Below are 25,414 nucleotides of genomic sequence, written 5' to 3'. Positions count from 1 at the left end.
AAGCGCCTTTCCCTCGCCAATGCTTAATCCTGCATTGCATATGCAGAAAACATATTAGTTAATTCTACGTTAAATCTTTTACTTATAGATTTAACAAATAATTGAGTTAAGTGATTATTTTAAAAATAAAAAATTGGCGATTTATGGCATAAATTTGTGACTCACCCGCTAGTTTTCAGATCTGGTGAAAAAGTTTCCCTTCTCCTGGGCCGATAAGCTTTTCAAATAATAGGAGAGGCAAAATGAAATCACTGGCTCACAATTTGTTGCTATTAATTTGCTGTTCGATTTTGATGTCCGCCCTGGTTACCGCCATTTCACTCTACGGCAGCCACCGAAGCGCCCAAAGCACCGAAAGCGGCCTGCTGGCAAAGGATTTGATGTCTGACATCAAGCCCGCACCGATTTACCTGATTGAACTGCGGCTGGTGCTTTCGCGCGTGGTGGAAGGCACGCTGAGCGTCGATCGGGCCGATGCCGAAATTAAGCGCCTCAGCGCGCAATGGCACCAGCGCGTTGATTACTGGAAGGCCGCCCTGCCACCTGAGCTGCAGCAGAATCTGCTCGGGGAACAATACCAGGCCGGGATGGCAATGATCAAAGATGCCAATGACCTGGTGGAGCTTATTCGTTCGGGCGCCCCGACCCCGCTGTTTGAAAAGCTGAAAGCGGCCGATAAAGACTTTTTCGCCCACCAAAAAGGCATTGAATCCTTCGTTAAAGCCTCCGCCGAGTATGCCGATAACGCGGTAGAAAAAGCCCAACACAGCAGCGTTAACTCCACGCAATGGCAGTTGATTGGTTCCGGTGCCGCCGTGTTGCTGCTGCTGGTTGTCGGCTGGTGGGTTCACCGCACGATTTTCCGCTCACTGGGTGGCGAGCCAAGTGAAGTGGCCGAGATTGCCAACGCCGTGGCCTGCGGAGATCTCACCCGAGAAGTGAAAGTGCGCGACGGCGACAGAAGCAGCGTCATGGCCGCGATGGAAACCATGTGCCAGCAGCTCACCATGGTCATCCATCTGGTGCACGAAAGCAGCAACCAGATATCCACCCGCTCCAGCGAGATTGCCAGCGGCAATATTGACCTTGCTTCTCGCACCGAAGAACAGGCCAGCGCGCTGGAGCAAACGGCGTCGTCGATGGAAGAGATGACCGCCACGGTGAAGCAAAACGCAGAGAATGCCCAAAGCGCCAGCCAGTTGGCCAATACCGCCTCGAGAAGCGCGGAACAGGGCGGCGCGGTAGTGGCCCAGGTCGTGGAAACCATGGACGGCATTTCAAGCTCCGCCAACAAAATCACCGATATCATCGGCGTTATCGACAGCATCGCCTTCCAGACCAACATCCTGGCGCTGAACGCGGCGGTAGAAGCCGCCAGAGCCGGTGACCAGGGGCGCGGTTTTGCGGTTGTTGCCGGCGAAGTGCGCAGCCTGGCCCAGCGCAGCGCCAGTGCGGCCAAAGAAATTAAAGAGTTAATTGAAGACTCGGTGAATCAGGTCGCCAGCGGCAGCAGACTGGTAAACGAAGCGGGCAAGACCATCAACACCGTGGTGCAGGACGTGAAGCGCGTCGCTGCGCTGATGGTGGAGATTACCCACGCCAGCGATGAGCAAAGCAGCGGCATTGAGCAGGTCAGCACGGCCATCAGCCAGATGGATGTCACCACCCAGCAAAACGCGGCGATGGTGAATCAGGCCTCCGAGGCGGCCGAATCGCTGCTGGCGCAGACCTATGAGCTGAATACCGCTGTGTCCCAGTTTAAGCTGGCTAGTCTGTAAAATCGTCCCCGCCCAGGGTGCTTAAATAACGCCCTGGCGTGGTGCCGAGCGCCTTTTTAAACATGGTAATAAACGCCGTGGTGGAGTCGTACCCCAGCGACTCCGCCACGTTTTGCACGGTCATCCCGCTTATCAAATACCGCAGCGCCACGATGAGCTGCATCTGCTGCCGCCAGCGCAGAAAACTCAGCCCCGTTTCTTTCCCCACCAGTCGGGCCAGATTACGCTCGCTCATCGCCATGTCGTCCGCCCACTGGGCCAGCGTTTTCTTCTCCTTCAGGTTTTTCGCCATGCTGTCCGCCATCGCACGTATTTTGGGGTGTGAGGAGATCGGTAGCTGGAGCTGTTCCACCGGCTGATTAGGCAGCTCATCAAACAGCACCTGCACCAGCCGTTGAATGGGCGCACATTCGAGATATTCATGGGGAACGTTGGACAGGCGCAGGATCAGTTCCCGCACCAGCGGCGAGATCTTCAGCGTGCAGCATTCCTGCGGCATGGCGACCGCCTCCGGTTCAATAAACAAAAAGCAGAGCCGCGCGTCCGCCGTCACCCGGTTGCTGTGTGGCATTTTCCCCGGCACCCAAACCGCATACTGCGGCGGCACCATCCACATCGAGTTGGTGACTTCGCTGGTGATACCGCCGTGGAGCGCCAGGATCAGCTGTCCTTTTCGATGGGTGTGGATGGGCTTTTCGTTATAGGTTTGCGCGGCGCGAATGCGAAACGCCAGCGCGGGCGTCGCGATGCTGTCCGGGTCAACCCCTTCGAGATCCAGGTCACGTTCCATAGCATGTCCGAATTTAGCGATAATCTGTCATTTTAGCTTGATTCGTAAAAAGGCAGAAGCGTGTATCTTTGTTTTACCGTTTTTCAGGACTCAGACACATGACTTCCACGACTTCAGCGAGCAAAAAGAGCCGCGCTCTGCTTCTGCTCGGCATTCTGATGATTGCCACCACCCTGCGCGTCACCTTTACCGGCGCGGCACCGCTGCTGGATATGGTGCGCGATGCACTTGCGCTGTCCACCGCGCAGATCGGGATTTTAACCACCCTGCCCCTGCTGGCCTTTGCGGTTGTTTCCCCGCTTGCCGCCGGGATCGCCCGCCGCTTTGGTACCGAGCGCAGCCTGTTTGGTGCGTTGCTGATCATTTGCGCCGGGATTGCTTTGCGCTCCGCCGGCCACGCCGCGCTGCTGTATATCGGCACGGCTATCATCGGCTGCGGGATCGCCATGGGCAACGTGCTGCTGCCCAGCCTGCTTAAGCGCGACTTCCCCGGCCAGGTCGCCAAACTCACCGGTGCTTACTCGCTCACGATGGGCGTGGCCGCCGCGCTGGGCTCGGTGATGGTGGTGCCGATTGCCCTGCACGGCTTCGGCTGGTCCGGCGCCATGCTGTCGCTGATGATCTTCCCGCTGCTGGCGCTGATTGTCTGGCTGCCGCAGCTTGGCAGCAGCACGGTAATGAATCTGTCCGGCAACCCGGCGCTGCACAGCCGCGGCATCTGGTCTTCGCCGCTGGCCTGGCAGGTCACCCTGTATCTGGGGATTAACTCGCTGGTCTATTACGTGATTATCGGCTGGCTGCCTTCCATTCTGATCAGCCACGGCTACAACGAAGCCGAGGCCGGGTCGATACACGGTATTTTGCAGCTCGCCACCGCCATTCCGGGATTGTTTGTCGGCCTGATCCTGAGCCGCCTGAAAGACCAGCGCGGAATTGCCGCTCTGATGGCGCTGCTGTGGTGTCTGGCGACACTCGGCCTGTGGCTGCTGCCGGCCTTCTCCATCTTCTGGGTGTCGCTCGGCGGCTTTGGCTCCGGCGCGGCGATGATTCTGGGGCTCTCTTTCATTGGGATGCGCACCGGTTCCGCACATCAGGCGGCGGCGCTGTCCGGCATGGCTCAGTGCGTAGGCTATCTTCTGGCCGCCTTCGGCCCGCCGGTGATGGGGAAGATTCATGACATTACCGGCAGCTGGGCGATCCCTTTATTAGGTTGCGCGCTACTTTCGGTCGTCATGGGCGTCTTTGGGGCTTATGCTGGACGCCAGAAAGAGATTGGCGCGGCGGAGAAAGCCGTGGCCTGAACAGACCCCCAAGGAGGATCGAATGGCATCATCGGCACCGCAGAACATTTTCGACGACCCGGTATTTTTTGAAAATTACCGTCAGTTACGGGAGCAGGACTCTGGCCTTAACGGGCTGCTGGAGATCCCCGAGCTTTACTCCCTGCTGCCCGCACTGGATGGCCTGAAGATCCTCGACCTGGGCTGCGGCTTTGGCGACTTTGCCCGCTTCGCCCGCGCCCACGGGGCGGCAAGCGTGACGGGTTTTGATATCTCGGAAAAGATGCTCGCCCAGGCGCGAGCCGCGACCCAGGACAGAAACATCAGCTACCACAATTTACCGCTGGAGCAATTCTCGCCGGAGGGTGAAACCTGGGACCTGGCGATTTCGTCGCTGGCGCTGCACTACCTCGAAGATTTCGCCCGCCTGAGCAACGCTATCTTTGCTGCGTTAAAACCCGGCGGGCAGTTTATCTTCTCCGTGGAACACCCGATGTGCACCGCCTTCCCGGTAGGCTGGCAACCCTATAAAGAAGAGGTTATCTGGCCGGTGAACCACTATCACCAGCAAGGCTTACGCCACACCAGCTGGTTCGTGGAGGATGTGCAAAAGTACCACCGCACCACGGAAACCTATGTCAATACCCTGCTCGACAGCGGCTTCGCCCTCACCCGAATGCTGGAAACCAAACCGACGGCAGAAACCCTGACACAGCATCCACGTCTGGCAAAAGAGATGCGCCGTCCGGCCTTTTTGATTCTTCGGGCGACTAAGCCTCGGTAAAGATAAGGTCTATGATGCGATTTAAGCAGGAGCCAGGGCATCGCTTTATATCCGACGGTGACTTCAACCGCATGTCGCTTCTGTTTTCTTACCCTCACCCTAACCCTCTCCCTGAAAGGGAGAGGGAATAGATAAAGCTATCTGGGAGCACTTTCCCCGACATATGTTTTCTCCCTCTCCCTTTGGGAGAGGGTCGGGGTGAGGGCTGTTACCCGCACCCCTAAACCCCGAATTTATCTCTCAGCGGCGGCCAGGAACGCCTCAACCAAAGGGGATGGTCTGCCTTTCAGCGCATTACGTTCGTGCTGGAACAGCGTTGCCACAAAGAACGGATGCCCCTGAAGTTCAACCGCACGAATCTGACCTTGCTTATCCCAGCCGGTCGGCTTCAGGGGTTCACCGGCAAGCGCGGTGGCAAACAGCTCCGCAATGCCGTAGTTGCAGTGGTAGCCCTCTTCAATTTCCGTCTTGCCATAGGCTCGCCCGGCGATGGAGTCTGCCAGCAGCGAGATGCTGTCTGAAACCTCCACCAGCGAGCAGCTCAGGCGGCCAATTACCAGTCGCCCCTCGCTCGCGGTTTCCGCATGGCCTGCATCTTCCCAGCCGAGCACGTTACGCGCATACTCCACCACCGCATACTGGAACCCGGCGCAGGTACCGAGGAAAGGCACGCCGTTTTCTCGCGCAAAGCGAACGGCAAGGTAAGCGGCATCTTCATTCAGATAAGGGCTGGAAGGTACGCACCAGATGGCGTCATAGCCCACCAGATCTTCAGGACTGGTCACTTCCAGCGAGGAGACCCAGTCATAATCCGCGCTGACGCCAAGCGCGGCGGCCGCATTATCTAACGCCTGAGGAATGGCCTGGTGTGCAATCACCGCCGGGTTATAATCGCCGACAAGCGCAATACGTAAAGTGGATTTCAACTGTGTGTCTGACATGCTTTGGTTGGCCTTATGTTTGAGGGAAGAGAACAACATAAGGAATGATAGAGTAGGCGTTTTGCTTTGCACTGGCAACCGCAAAAATTGGCAGTCTTTCACCGCTTTCCACCCGGACAAACAATGTAGTAACGTATCGGGTTCACTTCATCGAAGAAAAAAATGAAAGCAAAAATACTGGTTAGCGCCTGTCTGATGGGGTTTCAGGTCCGCTATGATGGTCGCGAAAAATCACAAACTGGCGCAGCCCTCGCCCGACTGCAGGCCGAAGGCCGCCTGGTTATCCACTGTCCTGAACTCGCCGCCGGGCTGCCAACACCTCGCCTCCCCGCAGAGCTTAGTGGAGGCAGCGGTGAAGCCGCTTTACTCGGACATGCCGCCATTCTGGAAAGCGACGGCGCAGACGTCACCGAACCTTATCTTCTTGCCGCCTGGCTCGCGCTTCAAACCGCCCGGGAGAATAACTGCCTGTTTGCTATTCTTACTGACGGCAGCCCGACCTGCGGCAGTCAGAAGATTTACGATGGCCACTTTGCAGGCAAAACAATCCCGGGTCAGGGCGTCGCGGCAGCACTGTTGCGCCAGCACGGCATCGAAGTCTTTGCGGACCATCAGGTCCCACTCTTGCTGAGCAGGCTTGAGGCCGTCGATAAGGAGAGAGCATGATCCGCTGTAAACGCGTCTATGAAGACCCGGCTGAAGATGATGGCTACCGCGTGCTGGTGGACAGACTGTGGCCAAGAGGAATGAAAAAAAGCGACCTGCACTACGATGAATGGCCGAAAGAACTGGCGCCCTCGAACGAGCTACGCCAAGCCTTTCACAGCGAAACTATCGACTTTGCCGCCTTCAGCAAGCTCTACAGGCAAGAGCTTAGGCAACATCAGGACGCAGCCCAGGCGCTTGCCCGACGCGGCGAACACGGCACGCTGACATTGCTGTATGGCGCAAAAAATACCGACCAGAACCATGCGCTGGTGCTGGCCGACTTTTTACGTCACTGCGGGGATCAATAGCTGAGGTGGAGCTCGTCTTCCTGTGGGGAAAAATCTTTGTCCAGCGGCATTAAATGCTCGGCACGCACGAAGGCATAGCCCTGGCGACCATCAAAGGCGATAACCTCGCCGGTCACCAGCCAAAGCGGATAGTTTGCCTCCGGCGGAAGCTGTGTTACCACGCCTGTCACCGGATTAACAAAGCGCTCCCCCGGCTGACACAGCCCGAACAGTTCTACCGCTTTACCAATATTCACCCGCCCAGCGGCAGTACGAGCGCCGATGATCATCGCCAGGCTGCCCGGTTTTAATTGAAACATTGCTCCTCCCCTCACTTTTTCGCCGCGAGATCAGAACATTCCTGGCGCAAAAAGTAAACGGCATGGCCACCCGTAACTAAGGTTTTTCTTAAATTATTTTGCGAGCCTGTCCGACAGCGCCGCCAGGAACAGCCTCAACGCGGCGGGCAGGTAGCTTCGGCTCCGATAGATACCGTAGATCCCCATCGATCGCGGCGGATAAGCTTCAAGCACTTTGACCAGCTCCCCGCTCTCGAACCGCGGCTTAGCATCCTGAACCGGCAGCATCGCAATCCCCACGCCGTCCGCGACCGCGTCCATCAGCACCACGGAGTCATTGGCACTGAAGTTGCCGCTTACCTCCACGTTCAGCGGCTCACCGTTTTCATCCACCATTTGCCAGATGTTGCGCAGGAAATAGCTATATTGCAGGCAATTCTGGTGCGCGAGATCGCCCGGCGTGCGCGGCATCCCCCTTTGCTCAATGTAGGACGGCGAGGCATAAAGCCGGGAGTCACATTCCCCCAGGCGGCGGGCGATAATATTGGGATCGAGATCGTTGGTGATGCGAATAGCCAGATCGATACGCTCCTCAATCATATTCACCGCCTGGCTGCTGACGTGCAGCTCCACCCTCACGTCCGGGTAGTCGCGCAGGAAGTCAGACAAGAAAGGCACAATGTAATACCGGGCGCCAAACTGGGAACAGGCCACCCGCAGAGTCCCCGAAGGCAAATCCTGCTGCTTCTGCGCCGCAATACTTTCCGCTACCTCGTTGAGCGCTCGGGTTTGCTGCAGCACCCGCTCACCGGTCGGCGTTAGCGTCAGTTTGCGGGAGGAGCGATGCAACAGCCGCTCTCCCGCCCAGTGCTCCATTTGCTCCAGATAGCGGCTCACCATCGGCCGGGACATATTTAACGCCCGCGCCGCGGCGCTCAGGCTGCCCAGTTCACAAATGCGGGTATAGACTTTTGCAGCAATGATTCTGTCCATTCTTTCGCCCATCTGTTCGATTTATGAAACTTATCTTACCTGAATAAGGCCATTACGATTCACAAAATGCAATTTACACTGTTTCTCATTCCCAAACGGGCCCATTGATTCAGTTAATCAGGATAGAAAAAGATGAAGACACAGACCCTGGCCGCGGCCACCCTTTTGTTCTCCACGGCAAGCTTTGCCGCCCCGCTGACGCTGGACGTCTACAACCCGCAGGACAAAGGCGTCTTCCCGGTCACCTCTACGCTGATCAGCGGCCCAACGGAAGCCACGTTGGTCGATGCCCAGTTCAGCGTTAAAGACGGCGAGGCGCTGGTGAAAATGATTCAACACAGCGGCAAAAAGCTGACCCGCGTGCTTATCACCGCCGGTGACCCGGATTATTACTTTGGCCTGGAGCCCATTGTTAAAGCGTACCCGCAGGTAAAAATTGAAGCCACGCCGCTGGTCGTCGACCATATCAACCAAACCAAAGCAGAGAAGCTCAAATACTGGGGCCCAATCCTGAAAGATGGCGCGCCAAAAGAAGTCTTCGTGCCGCAGGTGACGCACGAGACAACCTTCACCGTCGACGGTGAAAAAATTGAGCTGCGCCAGCCCGCTTCTCACGCTGCATATCTGTGGATCCCGGCCAACAAAACGATTCTTGGCGGCGTAGGTGTCAGCTCCGGTATTCACGTCTGGACCGCCGATTCCCAGACAAAAGCTGCCCGTCAGGAATGGCGCGATGTGCTGGATGAAATGGCGGCCCTGAAGCCAAAACGCGTGATCCCGGGCCACTACATTGGTGAAGTCAAACCAGGCGCGGCCCCGGTGGTCTTTACCGGCGACTATTTAGCCGACTTTGAGCTGGCGCTGAAGAAAGGCAAAAGCGCCCCGGTCATTGCGGAAATGAAGCAAAAATATCCGGGCCTGGCCGATGAAAGCTCGCTGGAGATGAGCGCCAAAGTGAATACCGGCGAAATGAAGTGGTGATTCGCTAAACGTAAAAAGGGAGCAAAAGCTCCCTTTACTACGATCAGCAAACTAAAAAGGGAGCCTGCGCTCCCTTTTTATTATTTGAAGTCGACCTTCATCAGCTCGGGAATAGAATAATCCCGGGTGGTTTCCACGCAACGGCTGATGTAATCCACAAAGCGCGGCGGCGGAGACATGCCTAAATCCAGCAGCTTCTCGTTAGAGAAACGCACGTTCAGCATAGAGAACTCCCCGTACAGACGCATCGCTCGCAGCATCAAGCGCTCATTGCACGGCCCGTAAATGGATTTGAAGCTTCTGCGGCTTTTCACCAGCTCGCTGTAATCCACCTGCTCGTAATTGGAGAAGATCGGCGTCTGGTTCAGCGCGCTGGACATCGCTTCATCGATGTCAGCAAAGCGGATGCTGCTCACGTCCCCGGCGGAGATGTGGTAGATCTTTTCTTTCAGCGAGTCGCTCTTCGCCAGCAGCAGCAGCGCTTCTGCGCAATAGTCCACCGGAATAACGTCGATTTTGTCATCCAGGGAGCACATAAATTTCCCGAGCATCAGCACCATGCGGAAGACCCAGAAGATGCTGCTGGACGGGCGGCAGCCCTGCTCGCTGTGGCCCACCACGATGGATGGACGAGCGATAACCAGCGGCAGCTGCGGGAACTGCTCGGACATCATGCGTTCGATGGTGGACTTAGACCAGGTGTACTGCACCAGGTGCTCTTCTTCCGGCTTGCTCGACATGCTTTCCGTGACCAGCGTGCCCGCATCCGGTACACAGGACATTGCGGTGCCGACGTGCAGGAAACGCTGCAGGCCCTTCACCTGGGACATGCGGCGAGCAAACTGCAGCGTGCCTTCCACGTTAACTTTCCAGATCAGCGCATTCTCGCCAAACGACGCCACCGCGGCGCAGTTAATAACGTGCGTGACGCTGGACAGTCTTTCATCATCCAGAAAATGTTCAGGCTCGGCTAAGTCACCCAGCAATATATTTTCCGGGTTAATTTGTGCCAGCTGTGCTTCAGTACAGCCAAAATTAGCAAGGTTATTTCTGATTCTGGCCACGCCCTCCTGAGGAGAGTTCGCTCGTACCAATAGTAATACGGTATTGAAAGAAGATTCAGAGAGGGATCGGGCTAAAACCGCGCCGCCCAGGAAACCTGTCGCACCGGTAATCAAAAGTTGACTCATTATTATAACCTCAGGAGTGAAAACACGAGCATAGTAAAATGGCAAAAATAAACGTTTCCTCAATAAAGCGGATTACCTTTACATAATGCCCAGTACTTTCGTGTAACGGTTTGTACATCCTTGTTTTAAAAGAAAAATAAAAATAAAAAATTAATTTCAGGCGCAATTATTTTGACTATTTATTGATGTCGGTAATATTAAGAAAACCTTAATAAACGATAAACAGAACCGTTATTTCTGGGTAATCAGGAACTCTTTTTAATTTACAGGAAATAAAAAGCCCACAACAGTGGGCTGGAGGTGAGTTGCCAAAGCAGTCATTTTTTCTCGGGCGCAGGCGTCGCAGCAATGGCCCAACAGGTCAATCCCGGGTCTGAACCCAGAACGCGTGAATCAGGCCGGGGAAGTAGCCCAGCAGGGTGAGGATGATATTGAGGATGAAGGCCCAGCCAAAACCTTTGCCGATAAGCACACCCAACGGTGGCAGGATAATTGTGAAAACAACGCGCCAAAACCCCATATAAACTCCTGATAAATTAGATTAGTCCATACTAAAAAAACACCTTGCCCTTAAAGCGTAGACGAATCTCAGAGGTTTGTTCAGAGTGATAATTCTGGAAAATTTAGTTTCATAACTCAATGTTGAAAAAAATATCATGCGGCACTTGCCAACCATAACAACTCAGGATAATTTCTTGCCTTCGGTAGCTCGATGAACCCTCATTCCGCTATCGAAATATGCCTATATTTCTCCTCCACTGGAGGGGCCGGAACCACTCAAAAAACGATCCGGTCGATCACCAATTATATTAATGATGATAGCCTTATGGTGACCCGGCGTTTGCCGGGTTTTTTCGATTATATTCCTGCGAATAATGCAATCAATGCCAATGCCGCAGGCGCTGCCTGCACGTAAAGTATTTTTTTACTGGCTGTTAAACCACCAAATAAACCAGCAACCAGAACGCAAATAAGGAAAAACAGTTTAAATTCATAGCCGCTGCTCGCCGCTAGAAGTCCATAAAGCAATCCCGCTGCTAAAAAACCGTTGTACAACCCCTGATTGGCCGCCAAAGTTTTCGACTGTTGAGCAAACTCAGAAGACAACCCAAAAGCCTTTCGCCCCGCCGGTTTATCCCAAAGCACCATTTCCAGCACCAGAATATAAAGGTGAATCACGGCCACCAGGCCGATAAGAATATTGGCAATCATAGGCAATTCCTGAAAGGGTTATTTTGTCGCCAGGCACCGGCTACACTTCATAGCCCAGCGCCTCGAACACGTGTTCCATCGCTTCGCTGGTCAGCGGGGAACGTTTGATTTTATGGTTAGCCAGCATGGTTCTGACCACCCCGGCAATCACGATATGTTTAGGTTCCTGCCCAAGATCGCCCATCTCCAGCACCACCTTACCCACCACGCGGCACATCTCCTGGTACAGCGCTTCATCTTTTGCTTTTTTATCCATCTCGCCTCCGGCTTATCTGTTTGATCTTACAGTAGCATTTAACGCCATCGACGACTAAAAATAGCAAAACAATTTTTACGCTTTTTGGAACAGTTCACGTTACAGGCTCCCTTCCTGTGGGATGCGTTCCACCAGCATAAACTCTTCAAAAATTAAGGGCATCTCTTCAGAAAACTCACCAGTTCTTTCAAAAAATATCTGATGCTCTCGCCGCCAGTACGAGAGGCTTAAGTCCCCTTCCCCCTCCTTACGGGCCTGCTCTGCACTGACCTGTGAAAATTTAAGAGTCGTTAAAGACCGCGTCTGGATAACACAAACCGGGTCACCGCTGCCGTTAAGAATAATGCTATATCCGCCGGGTACGGGAGCCTCTTCCCCATTATCATAGGCAGATGCCGCAGAACATGTCGCTGTTTTGCGGCCCTTCAAAACTAAATCCACCAGCTCGTCGGCCAGCTCAGGCGAATCGCCAAATGCCCATACCTGCGCATTGGGATATTTTTTCTGGTATTCAGTCAGTCGCGTAGACATGAAGTATTCTCCCTCTCCTTTTGGGATTGAAATACAGGCGAAGCTATCAGAATGGATCATCAACCCAGTGTTAGCTGCATTTTAAACAATATATTTAAAGGAATGGCCTGTCAGGGCATCATCGAAAAACGGGTGTGGACGGGGTAATTTACCAGAGCTGTGACGGAAAACAGGAGATATTTCTGTTTGATGATAAAGATGGGTTCACACAGTATCTTTTTTTCAGCGCATTGTCGGTAAGTGACTCAACGATGAGAGCCATCTGGCTCTCACTTTTTAAATTAACAGCGAGTTTAATCCCATTTAAACGTCACGCCAGCCCGGGCGGTACTGTTGCTGTTATCGCGATCGTATTTAGAATAAGGATCGGACAGCAGCTTTTGGTCACCTTTATCAAGCTTGCCGTACATATTTTGAGGTTTCTTTTCTTCGTTACTCACACACACATTCCCGTAGCAGCCCGGGTCTTGTTCCGCCTCGGTCCAGACGAGTTCCGAAGCAGGCTTGTTCGCGGCATAGGCGTGGGCGGTTAACAACATAGCGCAGATGATAAGCGTCTTATTCATAAACAATCCCTTTTATGATAATGATAATCAACTGCAATTTTAACATCTTCATGTCACTTGAAGACAATCAGTTTAAAACTGAAGATTATTAGCCAAAGCAGTATAAAAATAGCGTACTAATAGAGGGCCCTGAACACACGTTTACCCCAGGATCAGGACATCAACCGCCCTCTGCACCGCTACGTCATCCAGGCCACTGGCATACAGCTTATGTATCATGTCGGCTATCGACTCCCGCGATAGCGCCTCTTTACGCGCCAGCAGTTGCACGACAGCCGCCCCGATCACCTGCAACGTTTCAGGATGAAGCTCCTCGGAGACGTGCTTGTCCTTGTCCATACTCACTCCATAAATGAAATTCCCTGTCTTTCTAAACTAGCACAAGAGAACTCAGAAAAAACTGGGATCTTTTCCTAATCCCCCGCCCTTTTGCGACGTCGGCAAATAACTCATTGATACAACTCCGTAACATTTCGCGGATTTTTTATGTCTGAATTTTACAAGAGGAAAAATGCCCCCTAAATACTGGCCTGTTCAACAGGCCCGGTAGCGATTATCATTAATAAATATAGGGGCACGCCAGGGGAAAGTATGCTGCACTTTGATGTTTTTGGTAGACGTTTGGGCGTAAAGAAAGTCAGTGAACAATGGCTGCTTTATCGCGTTGATCCTAACGAGGGCAAATATTCCCGGATTTATGATGTGGTTATCCCGGGATGGCTAACGGAAGATGAACTCCCCGGCTGGCTCGGAGATATTTACCATGAAGCGGCGAGTGAAAAGCATCCGGATGTGCGGCGTACAGATAGCTGAAATTGGTCCAGGAAGGATACATTTAGCCGGAACACAAGCCGAAGAAAAAATTATATAAATACTCGCTTGTTTCCAGCCCAACATAACAGAAAAATAACATAATCCTTAAACTTCGGCTAAACAGCAATATTTCTAACTATTTGTCTTTGCCAAAGATGATTAACAACCTACTGGTAATGTGATTAAATAACACTCCGAGTTATGCATGCGGTTAAGGTCTTCAAATGAATTTTAAAATACATGACAAACTTATTGAGGAGGCAGAGTCAGCTCAAGGACTGCTTTACAGAATGATTACCGCTTATGTCTGCGGTGCGACAGCAATAATCCTGATTTTAACATTGACAATGGGTAGCGTCAGCAGACTTAACTTTTATTTCTTTATCAATGCTTGCACCATTTCCCTGCTAACATGGTTCATCAGAAAATCCTTTCATATTAAATCAGAAGAAAAATACATAGCGTCGTTCAGAATTGCGTTATTCCTTCTTTTAAACTCAAGCTTAGCCTCGCTGACTGGTGGAGTGGAAATTTTAGATCGCGATACGACCTCTTTAATAGCAGCAGTGCTTTATGCACCAGCCATGTTTATTATTGTTCTTTCCTTCAAGAGATTTATTAAGTATATTAATAATAATTATAAAGCTGCGATAGATCTTTCATTAACTGACGAACTTACAGGATTACCCAATAGAAGGCATCTTAATATGAAGCTAAGGGAGCTTGATGCTAAATATGGCACACTGTGTATTATCGACATTGATCACTTCAAAAAAATAAATGATTCTTACGGGCATGATTTTGGCGACATAACGCTTAAAAATATCGGCTTACAGCTGAGTCACTTCCTCTCAAAGGATATATTCATCTCACGATCAGGCGGCGAGGAATTTGCTGTAATTATTTTTAATAACATGGCTGCTGAAGCCGTTATCAATGAAATAAAAGACTCAGTTTCATGCAAAGATGGTAACGGAGAGACTATAACTCTCAGCATTGGTGCTGCCGTTAAACAGATGAACAGCTCTTCATCGTATGCTCTGGCCGCAGCGGATAAAGCATTATATAGGGCCAAGAGAAGCGGCAGAGATCGTATAGTTTATGCATAATGAGCCACAAGTCGCAGAAATTTTCTGGCAAACCATGAAAACGTTATCAAATAGTCGATCCGACAACAGTATTGAGAATACGCTGCAGCTATGAACGAGAAAGAGAGATTATGTGTTTAGAGGCTCATTGATTCCTGCGGCTTTTAAAGCTTAACTTATATGATTCAATTCCTGATGCATAAAATCAATCAGCGCTCTTATTTTACCGGGCAAATAGCGCCGATCGGAATAAAGAGCGAACAGCTGTAATGGAGCTGCCGAGTGTTCGAACTCAATTTCGATTAACCGGCCGTCGTCAATCCATGGCTGGCAGGCTTGCTTCGCCAGAATGGCAAACCCGACACCTGCTACCGCCGCTCGCCCTGCCATCTCTCCGCTGTTGACCCGATACTGACCTTTCACCTTGATAGTCTCGAATCCTCCCTTTTTATTGACGAACTGCCAGGGCGCGCCTTTCAGCGCACTGACCGTTGTAATACAGGGTAATTCTTCAAATTGCTGTATGCGATCGGGCGTACCATAGCGCTGAATGAGGGCCGGGGCAGCAACAACCGTACAAGGGATAGTCACCAGGTGGCGGGCAATATAGTCACTGTCATCCAGCTTGCCGCGGCTAACAATGATAGCTAAATCCAGATCGTCGCGCAGGGATTCCAACCCGGACAAATTTGTGACACAGCTGATTTCCAGGTCCGGGTGTCGGCAGGCGAAATCGGCAATAACAGACCCGAGCAATGCAGGCCCCAGTTCATTAGGAATACACAGGCGCAATGGGCCTTTGAGTTGCACTTGCCGCAAAGTTAATTCTGTCTCAGTTTGCTCGAGCGCCTCCACTAAGGGCTTCGCTCGGGTATAAAGCAAATGTCCCGCCTGAGTGAGTTTCATATGCCGGGTGCTGCGCTCAATGAGCTGCATATTCAGTTTGTCTTCTAACTGAGAGATACAGCGGCTCACGTTGGATGTCGGCATCTCAAGCACTTTTGATGCCCCAACAAAACTTTCTTTTTCAACCACGGCAATGAACACTTTCAGGGTATTAAAATCAAGCGCCGGACGCATCAACTATCCCATAAATGATAATAATAAGTGCCATTTTTACCACCTAATCACCAGTATTGATAGCCGTTAAACTCAGGCATCTTTCACTCACAGGTGCCTGCTATGCCACCGGTTACACAGACATTTAACGATACATCCCTTATGCGGATAGCGCTTATCATGGCTTTTATCCAGTTCACTAACGCGCTGGAATACATGATGTTCAACCCTGTTTTTGCTTTTATGGCTGCTGATTTCTCTGTTCCCGTCTCATTCTCCGGCTATGTTTCCGGGATGTATACGTTCGGGGCCGTCCTGTCGGGCATTATTGCCTTTTACTGGATCGGCCGTTTCAACAAGAAACGTTTTTTAATCGCCAATATGGCGCTGCTGGGCCTGCTGACGTTTTTGACTACGTTCACCGCCAGTTTTAACCTTCTGCTGGCATTGCGATTCTGTGCGGGCCAGGTGGGAGGGACGACAATGGGAGTGGGGATTAGCATATTGATCAATCACGCCCCGGCTAACTTGCGCGGAAAAATGCTGGCAACGGTGATTGCTTCATATTCGGTAGTAAGCATTGCAGGCATGCCCACGATATTATTTCTGTGTACTCATTATGGCTGGCATCCCGCTTTGTGGTTAATCAGTACCCTGTGTTTATTAGCCTTGCCACTTATTGTCTCCTTTATCCCTCGGGATCAGGTCTGCTGCGACACGCCCCCCGCTCTCCCTCTCGATAGAAATACTCTCCTGTTCGCTTCGGGTAATGCGCTGGTGCAGTTTAGCCCGATGCTGGTCATCCCGGTTCTGGTGCCATTAATGACCCGGCTGTTGGGTGCTTCACTGGAGCAGTTGTCCTGGCTGTTCTTCGCCGGAGGCATTGCCGGGTACCTGTCTAGCAAAATGACTGGCGCATTAACTTCTCGTTTTTCTGCTTCGAGTCTGGCTACTGGCGCAACCCTCATTTTTATACTGAGTTTGCTAATTCCCGCTCTGGGCTATCCGCATTCGGCGTTATTTATTATTTTATTTCTCGGGGCATCATACAGCCGCCTGGTTTCATCCTCGGCGCTTACCATTCAGTTTCCAGATAACGGGCAACGGGCGGGATTCGCATCCCTGCAGACATCAATCATGTATCTGATGACTACTGCCGCATTTTTCCTGTCAGCCTTTCTCTTACCCACTGATGAAATAGCGCCCCAGAATATTAATATGTTGCTGGTGCTATGTGCCATTTCCGCATCAGGGTTTCCAATTCTCGTTATTATTCTGCAAAAGAAACTGGCTAAACGGACGATTCAGGCTGAGCGCCTTATGAGTGATTAGATTAGCGGCTGATTGTTTGCGATGCGGACGGGCGTGAACCAGACGGACTCCGCAATGTGAAACGCGGGCGTTCCTTCTCTAGAATGAATGTCTGCGCCTCCACTCATCAACGACATCACCCAAATTTTTGGGCATGCCATTTCGTATCCATGCCATAAATTCACGATCAAACCGAAAATGCGGCCCACACTCACCGATCATGAAACGGCGAACGTTTTGTGTATTTTTGTAGTTTTTATCCACTACAGTCGAGCGTGTTAATACCGCACTGTGCCAGTCGATGTTGACTTATTTACTCCTGTAATAAGCAGCCGATAGTGGCGTTAAACTTAGCACATTGGCGCTTAAATGCTGCGCCAGAGATGCACCGGGCCTCGTAAGAGGCGTCAACATAATGAACATCCACGGCATCTCCATCTGTGGTGTCAGGTTTAACAAACCGACATTGCTCCCTGCCCGTTGTATCTAATACCGTGGTCTGGTCGCTGGATGTCATTTGACAGACAGAAATTGGCAATTTTATAATCGGCCCACTTTCACGTCTCTTTAGAGGTATTCGTCCAATGCGCAATTAATGCCCACCGTCATCTTTGACGGCCTTTATGCAGTTTCCCTCGGGGCTGTTTTGGTGCATTAATTTCAGGGTTATCGCATGACGAATTCTATTCTTACGCTCGATCGCGTTTCTTTTGTATTGCCTGATGGCAAACGCCTTTTCTCAGATCTCACTGAACAATTTGACCACCGACATACTGCTCTGGTCGGTAGAAATGGCGTGGGTAAAAGCCTGCTGGCTAAAATTCTTTCAGGCCAGGTGGCGCCGACTTCCGGCCAGTGTAGTTGCTCAGGTCGTGTCAGATATCTGGCGCAGCATCTGACACCGAACCATTATCATAGCGTGGCGATGCTTGCGGGAGTCGACAGCCAGTTAGCCGCGCTGGATCGCATTGAAGCAGGTAGCACCGATCCGGCTTATTTTGACCTTGTGGGTGATAATTGGGACCTTCGCCAGCGGCTGCAGGCGCAGTTAGAGTCCGCGGGATTGGGTTATCTTTCGCCGTGTTCAGCGGTCAATCAGCTGAGTGGCGGAGAAGCCATGCGGGTAGCACTGATCGGCGCGATGCTATCTGAGGCAGATTTTCTTATCCTTGATGAGCCTACCAACCATCTGGATGCCGCCAGCCGACTGACGCTGATGCGGCAGTTGCACCAATGGCCCCGTGGTCTTTTACTCATCAGTCATGACCGGACGTTGCTGCAGCAGATGGAGCGAATGGTCGAACTATCGTCACTCGGTTTACGCAGCTATGGCGGCAACTATGATTTTTACCAGCAAATGAAAGCGCAGGAGACTGCCTCCGCCACGCAAAACCTGGTGCGCCTCAAAACCGAGCGTAAGCGCGAAGAGCAGGCGCTGCGTGAACAACGCGAACGACTTGAAAAACGCGGATCCCGGGGTACCCGGCAGGGTAAGAATGCGAATCAGGCAAAAATATTGCTGGGCCGTCAAAAAGGCCGGAGTGAGACTTCAGCAGGAAAACGGATAAAGCAGCAAACCCAAGCGCGGGCGTTGCTCAGCCAGCAGGTGCAGCAAGCCATAAAGCAAATTGAGGTATCTACGCACATCGCCATGCACATCACCTCTACATTCGGGGCATTACCGCAGAAGGTCGCCACCCTTGACGAGGTCGTATTACCTTTTGTTCCTGCCTCTTTTCGCGAGATAACGCTGACCATTAACGGCGGGCAACGGATCGGTGTTGTCGGTTCCAACGGATGCGGTAAATCAACATTATTAAAAACTTTAGCGGGTCTGTTGCCGTCAGTGTCTGGTCATCGTGAGGTCTGGGCTAAAACCGCTTATCTTGACCAGCAGATGTCCATTTTGGATCGGCAAAAAACGGCACTTGAGCAACTTCTGGCGGTGAACTCTCAGGTGAGGGAATCCCAACTGCGTATGCAACTTGCCCAGCTTGGACTGGATGCATCTCGTGTGTCATTACCCTGCGGCGAACTTAGCGGCGGGGAACAACTTAAAGCTGCGCTGGCAATTCTAATTTATGCTGACTCGCCCGCAAGCTTTTTATTGCTCGATGAACCGAGTAATCATCTGGATATTGTATCCCTGCATACGCTGGAATCTTTTCTTAATCAGTATCAGGGCACCCTGATGGTGGTGTCACACGATGAGGTGTTTCTCAGCCAGATTGAGCTAACACACTGGCTGGTTGCGGGAGATAAGGGTTGGGAGTTATCCCCCTGTTAGCAGGTTGAATGATCTTATGGCTCATGCAATTTCAAACAGAATCTAGTGACATACCGATTTAGGCCGCATAAGCAAAGTGAGCAATATCTACTTCTGGCACTTGGCAGACGAGCCAATGAAGCTGAAGGTCAGGTATGAGCGAGGAGCGGACGTTTACACCTCACGAACGAACTCAAATATAAAATTTTTCCAGTTATGCAGTGGCTATAAGGTATGTATTGACATGATATCTATGCCAAAATGAATTAAATTTAATCATTTACGGAGTATTGCAAATCATGGCTATTGTGTTTATTCCTGCCCTTGTTGTGCTGCTTGAAGCCAAAGAGAAGGACTTCGGACGAGAATTGACACGAGAGGATGTTGAGTCAATCCGTGATGATGCTACTGCTATTGAGTTACCTGCTGAGATTGCCAAGGACATGATCGAAAGCCGAGGCTATCCCGATATTGATGCACAAAATGCCTGGGATGAGTGGTTACTATATAAAAAGACCATAAACTCTTAAGAGCATTGATGTGCTTCGAACAGAACTTCTCTAAATCGATCAACTATTCGGTAAAGGAATATTATGATTTTTGGTGATCCCTATCGCTTTGCAATCTGGATTGAATACGTTCCGCAGTGGGGCGATTCTATAAAGAATGGTTTTTTTTATTTCTTTTTGAACGGGAGTATGTATCCTAATGATATCCGCACATCGACCTTATTCGTTGATTATGATGATGTTATTGATTCTGAAAATGCTCTTATAGCTATGCCATGTGATGATGAAATATTTAATGCATCTACGGATAAAGCTTTTGAATATCTGTATAAAATGGCTTACCCACAGCCCACGTCAGAGGATGAATATCCTGATGGAATTTGTAAGTTCAATGCTTCACCCACGATCATTTTAGAATCTGGAGCATGTTTTTTTGCCGTTTCGAACAAAAATTTCGTTAGAATCTTAGGTGGTAAGGTATCTGAATTAGTCTCACATGGTGAGAGACGCGTTTGGCAAGATATAAAGTACCCTGTTATAGAAGATATAACTATAGAAAAAATCGAAATTAATAAAATAATTTCAAGCTTTAAGGAATATACCACTTCTTTATTACAAATAGATCGTTAATGACATTCAAGGGCTAGGAATTTTGCATTTAAACCACTTATATCCTCATCTGAGAAAATCACAGCGAGGGTGTTTGTAACGCCCAGTATTCAGCTTAAATATGCGCGAAATTCCTCTACTCAATGGGCACAAACCATGTTGCAAACTTCCGCTTCTAGGCACAAAGCGGACGTGAATCCTTCACGCTATAAAACCACAGTAAATATATTGCTCTCAGCTGAGGTAAATCACTCTCCCGGCGCACTCACCGTCCTTGAAATCCATAATAACCAGGGCGGCACGATCCTCTGGCGCCTGAGCAATAAGTTCACCTATTGCATTCCATACGGCGCTTTTCCCGACTGGCTTCCAACCGCCTGAGGTGCCGCAGTAATTGGCCATTAGCGTAGGCATTGCGTAATATTTGGCGTAGCTTTTAAGCACATCGGTATCTTTCTCATAGCCGCCTGCGCTCAAAACTGAATTAATATAAATATTAGCGCCCATCTGCACCGTTTGTTCTACATGCCTCGGCTGCCCGGCGTCTGCACATATAGCCACGCCGACGTTAAACGTGCGGGCCGTAATAACACACGCCGCTGTGCCGGATGAAAAGTAATCAGACTCTCCGGGGTGAAGATACATTTTTCGATAATAAGAAATTGGCTGCCCGGCAGAAATGACACATGCGCCAATAGCCGGTTTATTATCCTGCACATACAAAGGTGCCCCCGCCACAATGGTCATCTCATGGCGGTCGGCCAATGCCTGAAGCGGCTGGAGGCAGGACTCATCGATGAGAGCCAATTTTTCAGCTAGCCCAGGCTCATAACCCGTTAAAGAAAGCTCCGGAAAAATGATCAGGTTTACATCTGCCGAGGCGGCCAAAGTAATCAGCAATTCGTGACAGCGCATATTCTCTTCAATATTGCCGCGAACCGGAGCAAACTGTCCCGCGGCAATGCTTAACCTTTCCCGAATACCGTTCATACTTATCCCCGCAATTTTTTTACAATCATCGGCTAAAATCTTAAAACAAACACCTTGCCTCATATTCAGGCAGCCCCAAGGTTCTTTTGGCGCAGGGCTTGTAACCATCATCCAAAACCGAACAATAAAAAACGGGAACCCTAAGGTTCCCGTTGTCACATAACCAGCAGAGCTGATTACATGTGTTTAATGATAGCGTCGCCAAACTCTGAACATTTCAGCAGCTTAGCGCCATCCATCAGACGCTCGAAGTCATAAGTTACGGTCTTAGCTTCGATAGCGCCTTCCATCCCTTTAACTATCAGGTCAGCCGCTTCGAACCATTCCATATGACGCAGCATCATTTCTGCGGACAGAATGATGGAGCCTGGGTTCACTTTGTCCTGGCCTGCGTACTTAGGTGCGGTACCGTGGGTCGCTTCGAACAGCGCGCAGTCGTCACCGATGTTTGCGCCCGGGGCGATACCGATGCCGCCAACCTGTGCCGCCAGGGCATCAGAAATGTAGTCCCCGTTCAGGTTCATACAGGCGATCACGTCGTATTCTGCAGGACGCAGCAGGATCTGCTGCAGGAACGCATCGGCGATCACGTCTTTTACAACGATCTCTTTGCCGGTATTCGGGTTCTTGATTTTCACCCACGGGCCGCCGTCGATCAGCTCGCCGCCGAACTCTTCGCGAGCCAGCTGGTAGCCCCAGTCTTTGAACGCGCCTTCGGTGAACTTCATGATGTTGCCTTTGTGCACCAGGGTCACGGAATCACGGTCGTTGGTGATCGCGTATTCGATGGCTGCACGTACCAGGCGTTTGGTGCCTTCTTCGGAGCAAGGCTTGATGCCGATCCCGCAGTGCTCAGGGAAGCGAATTTTCTTCACGCCCATTTCGTCACGCAGGAACTTGATAACTTTGTCCGCTTCAGCGCTGTCCGCTTTCCACTCGATACCCGCATAGATATCTTCGGAGTTCTCACGGAAGATAACCATGTCGGTCAGCTCAGGCTGTTTCACCGGGCTTGGGGTACCCTGGTAGTAGCGTACCGGGCGCAGGCAAACGTACAGGTCCAGCTGCTGACGCAGGGCAACGTTCAGGGAGCGAATACCGCCGCCGACTGGGGTAGTCAGTGGGCCTTTGATGGCCACGCGGTAGTCACGAATCAGGTCCAGAGTTTCTTCTGGCAGCCAGACGTCCTGGCCATAAACTTGGGTAGATTTTTCGCCGGTGTAGATTTCCATCCAGGAAATTTTCCGCTCGCCGTTGTAGGCTTTTGCCACGGCAGCATCCACCACTTTAATCATGGCAGGGGTCACGTCCACACCGATACCGTCCCCTTCAATGAACGGGATCACCGGGTTGTTTGGAACGTTGATTTTGCCATTTTGCAGGGTGATCTTTTTACCTTCCGCCGGAACGACTACTTTGCTTTCCATTCACCTCTCCTTCGAGCGCTTCTGGTTTTTTGTTAATGATTTGTAATTTGCGGGCTCATACTACTGCAATATCGGGCTCGCGCCAATCACTCATGTTTTCCGTTATAATGCGTCAATCCACCCGCGCTGAAAACACTATGAACAAAACTTCTTTTAGGAATCACCAAGTTAAACGATTCAGCAGCCCACAACCCGCCAGGCGCAAGAAGCCTGACGGTCCAAAGAAGCTGGTTATCTTCAATAAGCCCTACGATGTGCTGCCGCAGTTCACCGACGAAGCCGGGCGCAGCACGCTAAAGGATTACATTCCTTTACAAGGCATCTATGCCGCGGGGCGTCTCGACCGCGACAGCGAAGGGCTGCTGGTGCTCACCAATGACGGGGCGCTGCAGGCCAAACTGACCCAGCCAGGTAAACGCACCGGCAAAATCTATTACGTGCAGGTGGAAGGCGAGCCAACGGAAGAAGCGCTTAACGCCCTGCGCAACGGCGTCGAGTTGAACGACGGCCCCACATTGCCGGCAGGCGCCGAACTGGTTGCCGAGCCAGAATGGCTGTGGCCGCGTAACCCGCCGATTCGCGAACGTAAGGCGATCCCCACCAGTTGGCTAAAGATCACGCTTTATGAAGGCCGTAACCGCCAGGTTCGCCGCATGACGGCGCACGTGGGCCACCCTACCCTGCGCCTGATTCGCTACGCCATGGGCGACTACACGCTGGCAGGCCTGGCCAACGGCGAGTGGCGCGAAGTCCCTCCGGAGCAACCAAAATGAAAAAGATATTGCTGCTGAGCTTACTTATCGGCTCCGCCACCGCAGGCGCGGCAAGTTTTGACTGCGCCAAAGCCAATGCGCCAGATGAAAAAGCGATTTGTGCCCATCGGGCGCTGAATGATAAAGACGTCGAAATGGCCACCAAATATCAGTTCTTAAAAGGGCTGTTTGCCATGGGTGGCCAGGGCGCCATGCAGGATCAGCAGCAAGCGTGGCTCAAAGAGCGCCAACGCTGTGGGTCTGACACCACATGTCTGACCGCACAGTACAACAAACGCCTCAGCGCACTGGATGCCATTTACGCCAAAATCGACAAACCGCTTTAACCCAGGAGAAGCGATGTTTAAACCCCACGTCACCGTGGCCTGCATTGTTCAGGCTGAAGGTCAGTTTTTAGTCGTCGAAGAAACCATTCACGGCAAAGCACTGTGGAACCAGCCCGCCGGGCACCTCGAAGCCGACGAAACGCTGCTTGAAGCCGCGAAGCGCGAGCTGTGGGAAGAAACAGGGATTACCGCCGAGCCGCAGAGCTTTATCCGCATGCACCAGTGGATCGCCCCGGACAACACGCCTTTCCTGCGCTTCCTGTTTGCTATCGATCTGGATAAGCAGCTGCCGACCACCCCGCACGACAGCGACATTGACCGCTGCCTGTGGCTCGATGCAGAAGCCATTCTCAATGCGGCAAATCTGCGCTCGCCGCTGGTGGCGGAAAGCATCCGCTGTTACCAGCAGGAGCCGCGTTATCCCCTGTCGGTGCTGGGGGCTTTTAACTGGCCGTTTACAGAGGGTGTCAAGTAGCGGCCTGCGTGATAGAATACGCCGCTTTGAAGTTCAATGTCGTGAGTCTCTCCATGTCTGATAACAGCCAGAAAAAAGTGATCGTCGGGATGTCCGGCGGCGTCGATTCCTCCGTTTCCGCTTACCTGCTGATGCAGCAGGGCTATAAGGTGGAAGGCCTGTTCATGAAGAACTGGGAAGAAGACGATGGCGAGGAGTACTGCACCGCAGCGGAAGATTTAGCCGATGCGCAGGCCGTTTGCGACAAGCTGGGCATTGAACTGCACACCGTTAATTTTGCCGCAGAGTACTGGGACAACGTGTTCGAACTGTTCCTCGAAGAGTACAAAGCCGGGCGCACGCCAAACCCAGATATCCTCTGCAACAAAGAGATCAAATTTAAAGCCTTCCTGGAATTTGCCGCCGAAGATTTAGGCGCCGACTACATTGCTACCGGCCACTACGTGCGCCGCGCTGACGTGAACGGTAAAAGCCAACTGCTGCGCGGCCTGGACGGCAACAAAGACCAGAGCTACTTCCTCTATACGCTGAGCCACGAACAGATTGCCCAAAGCCTGTTCCCGGTCGGCGAGCTGGAAAAGCCGGAAGTGCGCCGCATTGCTGAAGAGCTGGATCTGGTCACCGCGAAGAAAAAAGATTCCACCGGCATCTGTTTCATCGGCGAGCGCAAGTTCCGCGACTTCCTGGGCCGCTACCTGCCAGCCCAGCCGGGTAAAATTATTACCGTGGACGGCGAAACCGTAGGCGAGCATCAGGGGCTGATGTATCACACCCTCGGTCAGCGTAAAGGCCTCGGCATCGGCGGCACCAAAGAAGGGTCTGAAGATCCCTGGTACGTGGTCGATAAAGACGTCGCCAACAATATTCTTATCGTCGCGCAGGGTCACGATCACCCGCGTCTGATGTCGGTCGGGCTGATTGCCCAGCAGCTTCACTGGGTGGATCGCGAGCCGCTGACCGCGCCGCTGAGCTGCACGGTGAAAACTCGATACCGCCAGACGGATATCCCCTGCACGATTACGCCGCTGGACGCTGAGCGCATAGAAGTGCGTTTTGAAGAGCCGGTGGCTGCCGTCACCCCAGGCCAGTCCGCGGTGTTCTACCTCGGCGAAGTGTGCCTGGGCGGCGGCATTATCGAGCAGCGTTTGCCGCTCGTCAGTTAATTACACACA

The 25,414-nt window shown here is 51.8% G+C and carries 31 protein-coding genes; 16 read left to right on the top strand and 15 right to left on the bottom strand.

The window, feature by feature from the left end; translation table 11 throughout:
• The first annotated feature begins 242 nt into the window (after positions 1-242).
• Positions 243-1,778: a methyl-accepting chemotaxis protein gene (locus WFN87_RS08810; protein WP_336982496.1), complete on the top strand. Its 1,536-nt coding sequence runs from the start codon at positions 243-245 to the stop codon at positions 1,776-1,778.
• Here WFN87_RS08810 and WFN87_RS08805 read toward each other — a convergent pair.
• Positions 1,768-2,568 (bottom strand): AraC family transcriptional regulator, encoded by an 801-nt coding sequence (locus tag WFN87_RS08805; protein ID WP_336982494.1) that lies wholly within the window; start codon positions 2,566-2,568, stop codon positions 1,768-1,770. The genes WFN87_RS08810 and WFN87_RS08805 overlap by 11 nt on opposite strands.
• A 98-nt stretch (positions 2,569-2,666) precedes the next feature.
• Here WFN87_RS08805 and WFN87_RS08800 point away from each other — a divergent pair, with 98 nt between their 5' ends.
• Positions 2,667-3,869: a CynX/NimT family MFS transporter gene (locus tag WFN87_RS08800; protein ID WP_336707990.1), complete on the top strand. Its 1,203-nt coding sequence runs from the start codon at positions 2,667-2,669 to the stop codon at positions 3,867-3,869.
• A gap of 22 nt (positions 3,870-3,891) precedes the next feature.
• On the top strand, positions 3,892-4,632 hold the full coding sequence (locus tag WFN87_RS08795) for a class I SAM-dependent methyltransferase (RefSeq protein WP_336707988.1): 741 nt from the start codon (positions 3,892-3,894) through the stop codon (positions 4,630-4,632).
• Positions 4,633-4,865: 233 nt separating this feature from the next.
• Here the strand turns inward: WFN87_RS08795 and WFN87_RS08790 are convergent, their stop codons facing one another.
• On the bottom strand, positions 4,866-5,573 hold the full coding sequence (locus WFN87_RS08790; protein WP_336982491.1) for a CTP synthase C-terminal region-related (seleno)protein: 708 nt from the start codon (positions 5,571-5,573) through the stop codon (positions 4,866-4,868).
• A gap of 162 nt (positions 5,574-5,735) precedes the next feature.
• On the opposite strand from WFN87_RS08790, the gene WFN87_RS08785 reads away from it, so the two are divergent.
• The gene (locus WFN87_RS08785) at positions 5,736-6,239 is read left to right on the top strand and encodes a 2-thiouracil desulfurase family protein (protein WP_166993944.1); all 504 of its coding nucleotides are present in this window, start codon (positions 5,736-5,738) and stop codon (positions 6,237-6,239) included.
• Positions 6,236-6,589, top strand: a complete 354-nt coding sequence (locus tag WFN87_RS08780; protein ID WP_336982489.1) for a DUF488 domain-containing protein — start codon at positions 6,236-6,238, stop codon at positions 6,587-6,589. The genes WFN87_RS08785 and WFN87_RS08780 overlap by 4 nt, the downstream gene beginning before the upstream one ends.
• Here the strand turns inward: WFN87_RS08780 and WFN87_RS08775 are convergent.
• On the bottom strand, positions 6,583-6,888 hold the full coding sequence (locus WFN87_RS08775; RefSeq protein WP_008456716.1) for a hypothetical protein: 306 nt from the start codon (positions 6,886-6,888) through the stop codon (positions 6,583-6,585). The two genes, WFN87_RS08780 and WFN87_RS08775, sit on opposite strands and share 7 nt — an antisense overlap.
• Before the next feature lie 93 nt (positions 6,889-6,981).
• Positions 6,982-7,860: a LysR family transcriptional regulator gene (locus tag WFN87_RS08770; protein ID WP_336982486.1), complete on the bottom strand. Its 879-nt coding sequence runs from the start codon at positions 7,858-7,860 to the stop codon at positions 6,982-6,984.
• A 132-nt stretch (positions 7,861-7,992) separates the two neighbouring features.
• Between WFN87_RS08770 and WFN87_RS08765 the strand changes: the two genes are divergently transcribed.
• A complete protein-coding gene (locus WFN87_RS08765) occupies positions 7,993-8,841 on the top strand; it encodes a Vmh family MBL fold metallo-hydrolase (RefSeq protein ID WP_008456719.1) in 849 nt (282 codons plus the stop codon).
• Positions 8,842-8,921: 80 nt separating this feature from the next.
• Here WFN87_RS08765 and WFN87_RS08760 read toward each other — a convergent pair whose 3' ends face one another.
• The 7 genes from WFN87_RS08760 to WFN87_RS08730 all read right to left on the bottom strand — a co-directional run bounded on the left by WFN87_RS08760 (position 8,922) and on the right by WFN87_RS08730 (position 12,935).
• On the bottom strand, positions 8,922-10,031 hold the full coding sequence (locus tag WFN87_RS08760; protein ID WP_008456721.1) for an SDR family oxidoreductase: 1,110 nt from the start codon (positions 10,029-10,031) through the stop codon (positions 8,922-8,924).
• Between the two features lie 361 nt (positions 10,032-10,392).
• Positions 10,393-10,551: a YqaE/Pmp3 family membrane protein gene (locus tag WFN87_RS08755; protein ID WP_008456722.1), complete on the bottom strand. Its 159-nt coding sequence runs from the start codon at positions 10,549-10,551 to the stop codon at positions 10,393-10,395.
• Between the two features lie 338 nt (positions 10,552-10,889).
• Entirely contained in the window at positions 10,890-11,243 is a 354-nt protein-coding gene (locus tag WFN87_RS08750) for a DUF1304 domain-containing protein (RefSeq protein ID WP_008456723.1), read from the bottom strand.
• Between the two features lie 40 nt (positions 11,244-11,283).
• Entirely contained in the window at positions 11,284-11,499 is a 216-nt protein-coding gene (fumD, locus tag WFN87_RS08745) for a fumarate hydratase FumD (RefSeq protein WP_336982483.1), read from the bottom strand.
• A gap of 99 nt (positions 11,500-11,598) precedes the next feature.
• On the bottom strand, positions 11,599-12,030 hold the full coding sequence (locus WFN87_RS08740) for an ASCH domain-containing protein (RefSeq protein ID WP_336982481.1): 432 nt from the start codon (positions 12,028-12,030) through the stop codon (positions 11,599-11,601).
• Positions 12,031-12,323: 293 nt separating this feature from the next.
• A complete protein-coding gene (locus WFN87_RS08735) occupies positions 12,324-12,596 on the bottom strand; it encodes a hypothetical protein (RefSeq protein WP_008456726.1) in 273 nt (90 codons plus the stop codon).
• Between the two features lie 141 nt (positions 12,597-12,737).
• Positions 12,738-12,935 carry a hypothetical protein gene (locus tag WFN87_RS08730; RefSeq protein WP_008456727.1) on the bottom strand — a complete coding sequence of 66 codons (198 nt, stop codon included), beginning with the start codon at positions 12,933-12,935 and terminating at the stop codon, positions 12,738-12,740.
• Between the two features lie 252 nt (positions 12,936-13,187).
• Between WFN87_RS08730 and WFN87_RS08725 the strand changes: the two genes are divergently transcribed.
• Together WFN87_RS08725 and WFN87_RS08720 are read left to right on the top strand one after the other, a co-directional pair.
• Positions 13,188-13,409, top strand: a complete 222-nt coding sequence (locus WFN87_RS08725) for a DUF7661 family protein (RefSeq protein WP_166993936.1) — start codon at positions 13,188-13,190, stop codon at positions 13,407-13,409.
• Between the two features lie 224 nt (positions 13,410-13,633).
• Positions 13,634-14,518 (top strand): GGDEF domain-containing protein, encoded by an 885-nt coding sequence (locus tag WFN87_RS08720; RefSeq protein WP_008456730.1) that lies wholly within the window; start codon positions 13,634-13,636, stop codon positions 14,516-14,518.
• 150 nt (positions 14,519-14,668) lie between these two features.
• On the opposite strand, the gene WFN87_RS08715 is transcribed toward WFN87_RS08720, so the two are convergent.
• Entirely contained in the window at positions 14,669-15,577 is a 909-nt protein-coding gene (locus WFN87_RS08715; RefSeq protein ID WP_336982478.1) for a LysR family transcriptional regulator, read from the bottom strand.
• A 102-nt stretch (positions 15,578-15,679) separates the two neighbouring features.
• On the opposite strand from WFN87_RS08715, the gene WFN87_RS08710 reads away from it, so the two are divergent.
• Complete coding sequence (locus WFN87_RS08710) at positions 15,680-16,888, top strand: MFS transporter (protein WP_336982476.1); 1,209 nt, start codon at positions 15,680-15,682, stop codon at positions 16,886-16,888.
• A gap of 78 nt (positions 16,889-16,966) precedes the next feature.
• On the opposite strand, the gene WFN87_RS08705 is transcribed toward WFN87_RS08710, so the two are convergent.
• On the bottom strand, positions 16,967-17,170 hold the full coding sequence (locus tag WFN87_RS08705) for a DUF6434 domain-containing protein (protein WP_166994060.1): 204 nt from the start codon (positions 17,168-17,170) through the stop codon (positions 16,967-16,969).
• Positions 17,171-17,540: 370 nt separating this feature from the next.
• On the opposite strand from WFN87_RS08705, the gene WFN87_RS08700 reads away from it, so the two are divergent.
• The 3 genes from WFN87_RS08700 (at position 17,541) to WFN87_RS08690 (ending at position 20,272) form a co-directional block, all read left to right on the top strand.
• The gene (locus tag WFN87_RS08700) at positions 17,541-19,154 is read left to right on the top strand and encodes an ABC-F family ATP-binding cassette domain-containing protein (RefSeq protein ID WP_336982474.1); all 1,614 of its coding nucleotides are present in this window, start codon (positions 17,541-17,543) and stop codon (positions 19,152-19,154) included.
• A 278-nt stretch (positions 19,155-19,432) separates the two neighbouring features.
• Complete coding sequence (locus tag WFN87_RS08695) at positions 19,433-19,663, top strand: hypothetical protein (RefSeq protein ID WP_188231983.1); 231 nt, start codon at positions 19,433-19,435, stop codon at positions 19,661-19,663.
• A gap of 63 nt (positions 19,664-19,726) precedes the next feature.
• Entirely contained in the window at positions 19,727-20,272 is a 546-nt protein-coding gene (locus tag WFN87_RS08690) for an Imm42 family immunity protein (RefSeq protein ID WP_336982471.1), read from the top strand.
• Between the two features lie 213 nt (positions 20,273-20,485).
• Here the strand turns inward: WFN87_RS08690 and WFN87_RS08685 are convergent, their stop codons facing one another.
• Both WFN87_RS08685 and icd read right to left on the bottom strand, forming a co-directional pair.
• Complete coding sequence (locus WFN87_RS08685) at positions 20,486-21,352, bottom strand: carbon-nitrogen hydrolase family protein (RefSeq protein WP_336982469.1); 867 nt, start codon at positions 21,350-21,352, stop codon at positions 20,486-20,488.
• A gap of 65 nt (positions 21,353-21,417) precedes the next feature.
• Positions 21,418-22,668 carry an NADP-dependent isocitrate dehydrogenase gene (icd, locus tag WFN87_RS08680; RefSeq protein ID WP_039292075.1) on the bottom strand — a complete coding sequence of 417 codons (1,251 nt, stop codon included), beginning with the start codon at positions 22,666-22,668 and terminating at the stop codon, positions 21,418-21,420.
• A 107-nt stretch (positions 22,669-22,775) separates the two neighbouring features.
• Between icd and rluE the strand changes: the two genes are divergently transcribed.
• Genes rluE through mnmA form a run of 4 tightly spaced genes read left to right on the top strand, consistent with a single transcriptional unit; the run spans position 22,776 to position 25,405 of the window.
• Entirely contained in the window at positions 22,776-23,441 is a 666-nt protein-coding gene (gene rluE, locus WFN87_RS08675) for a 23S rRNA pseudouridine(2457) synthase RluE (protein WP_336982466.1), read from the top strand.
• The gene (locus WFN87_RS08670) at positions 23,438-23,767 is read left to right on the top strand and encodes a lysozyme inhibitor LprI family protein (protein ID WP_336982464.1); all 330 of its coding nucleotides are present in this window, start codon (positions 23,438-23,440) and stop codon (positions 23,765-23,767) included. The genes rluE and WFN87_RS08670 overlap by 4 nt, the downstream gene beginning before the upstream one ends.
• Positions 23,768-23,780: 13 nt before the next feature.
• Positions 23,781-24,242, top strand: coding sequence for an NUDIX hydrolase (locus WFN87_RS08665; RefSeq protein WP_008453357.1), 462 nt, complete (start codon positions 23,781-23,783; stop codon positions 24,240-24,242).
• Positions 24,243-24,295: 53 nt separating this feature from the next.
• Positions 24,296-25,405 (top strand): tRNA 2-thiouridine(34) synthase MnmA, encoded by a 1,110-nt coding sequence (mnmA, locus tag WFN87_RS08660; RefSeq protein ID WP_008453359.1) that lies wholly within the window; start codon positions 24,296-24,298, stop codon positions 25,403-25,405.
• Positions 25,406-25,414: the final 9 nt, after the last annotated feature.

The organism is Cedecea sp. AS113 (assembly GCF_037152415.1).
Lineage (GTDB): Bacteria > Pseudomonadota > Gammaproteobacteria > Enterobacterales > Enterobacteriaceae > Cedecea.
The sequence above is the reverse complement of the archived record's forward strand: the minus strand, read 5'-3'. Positions and strand labels throughout refer to the sequence as shown.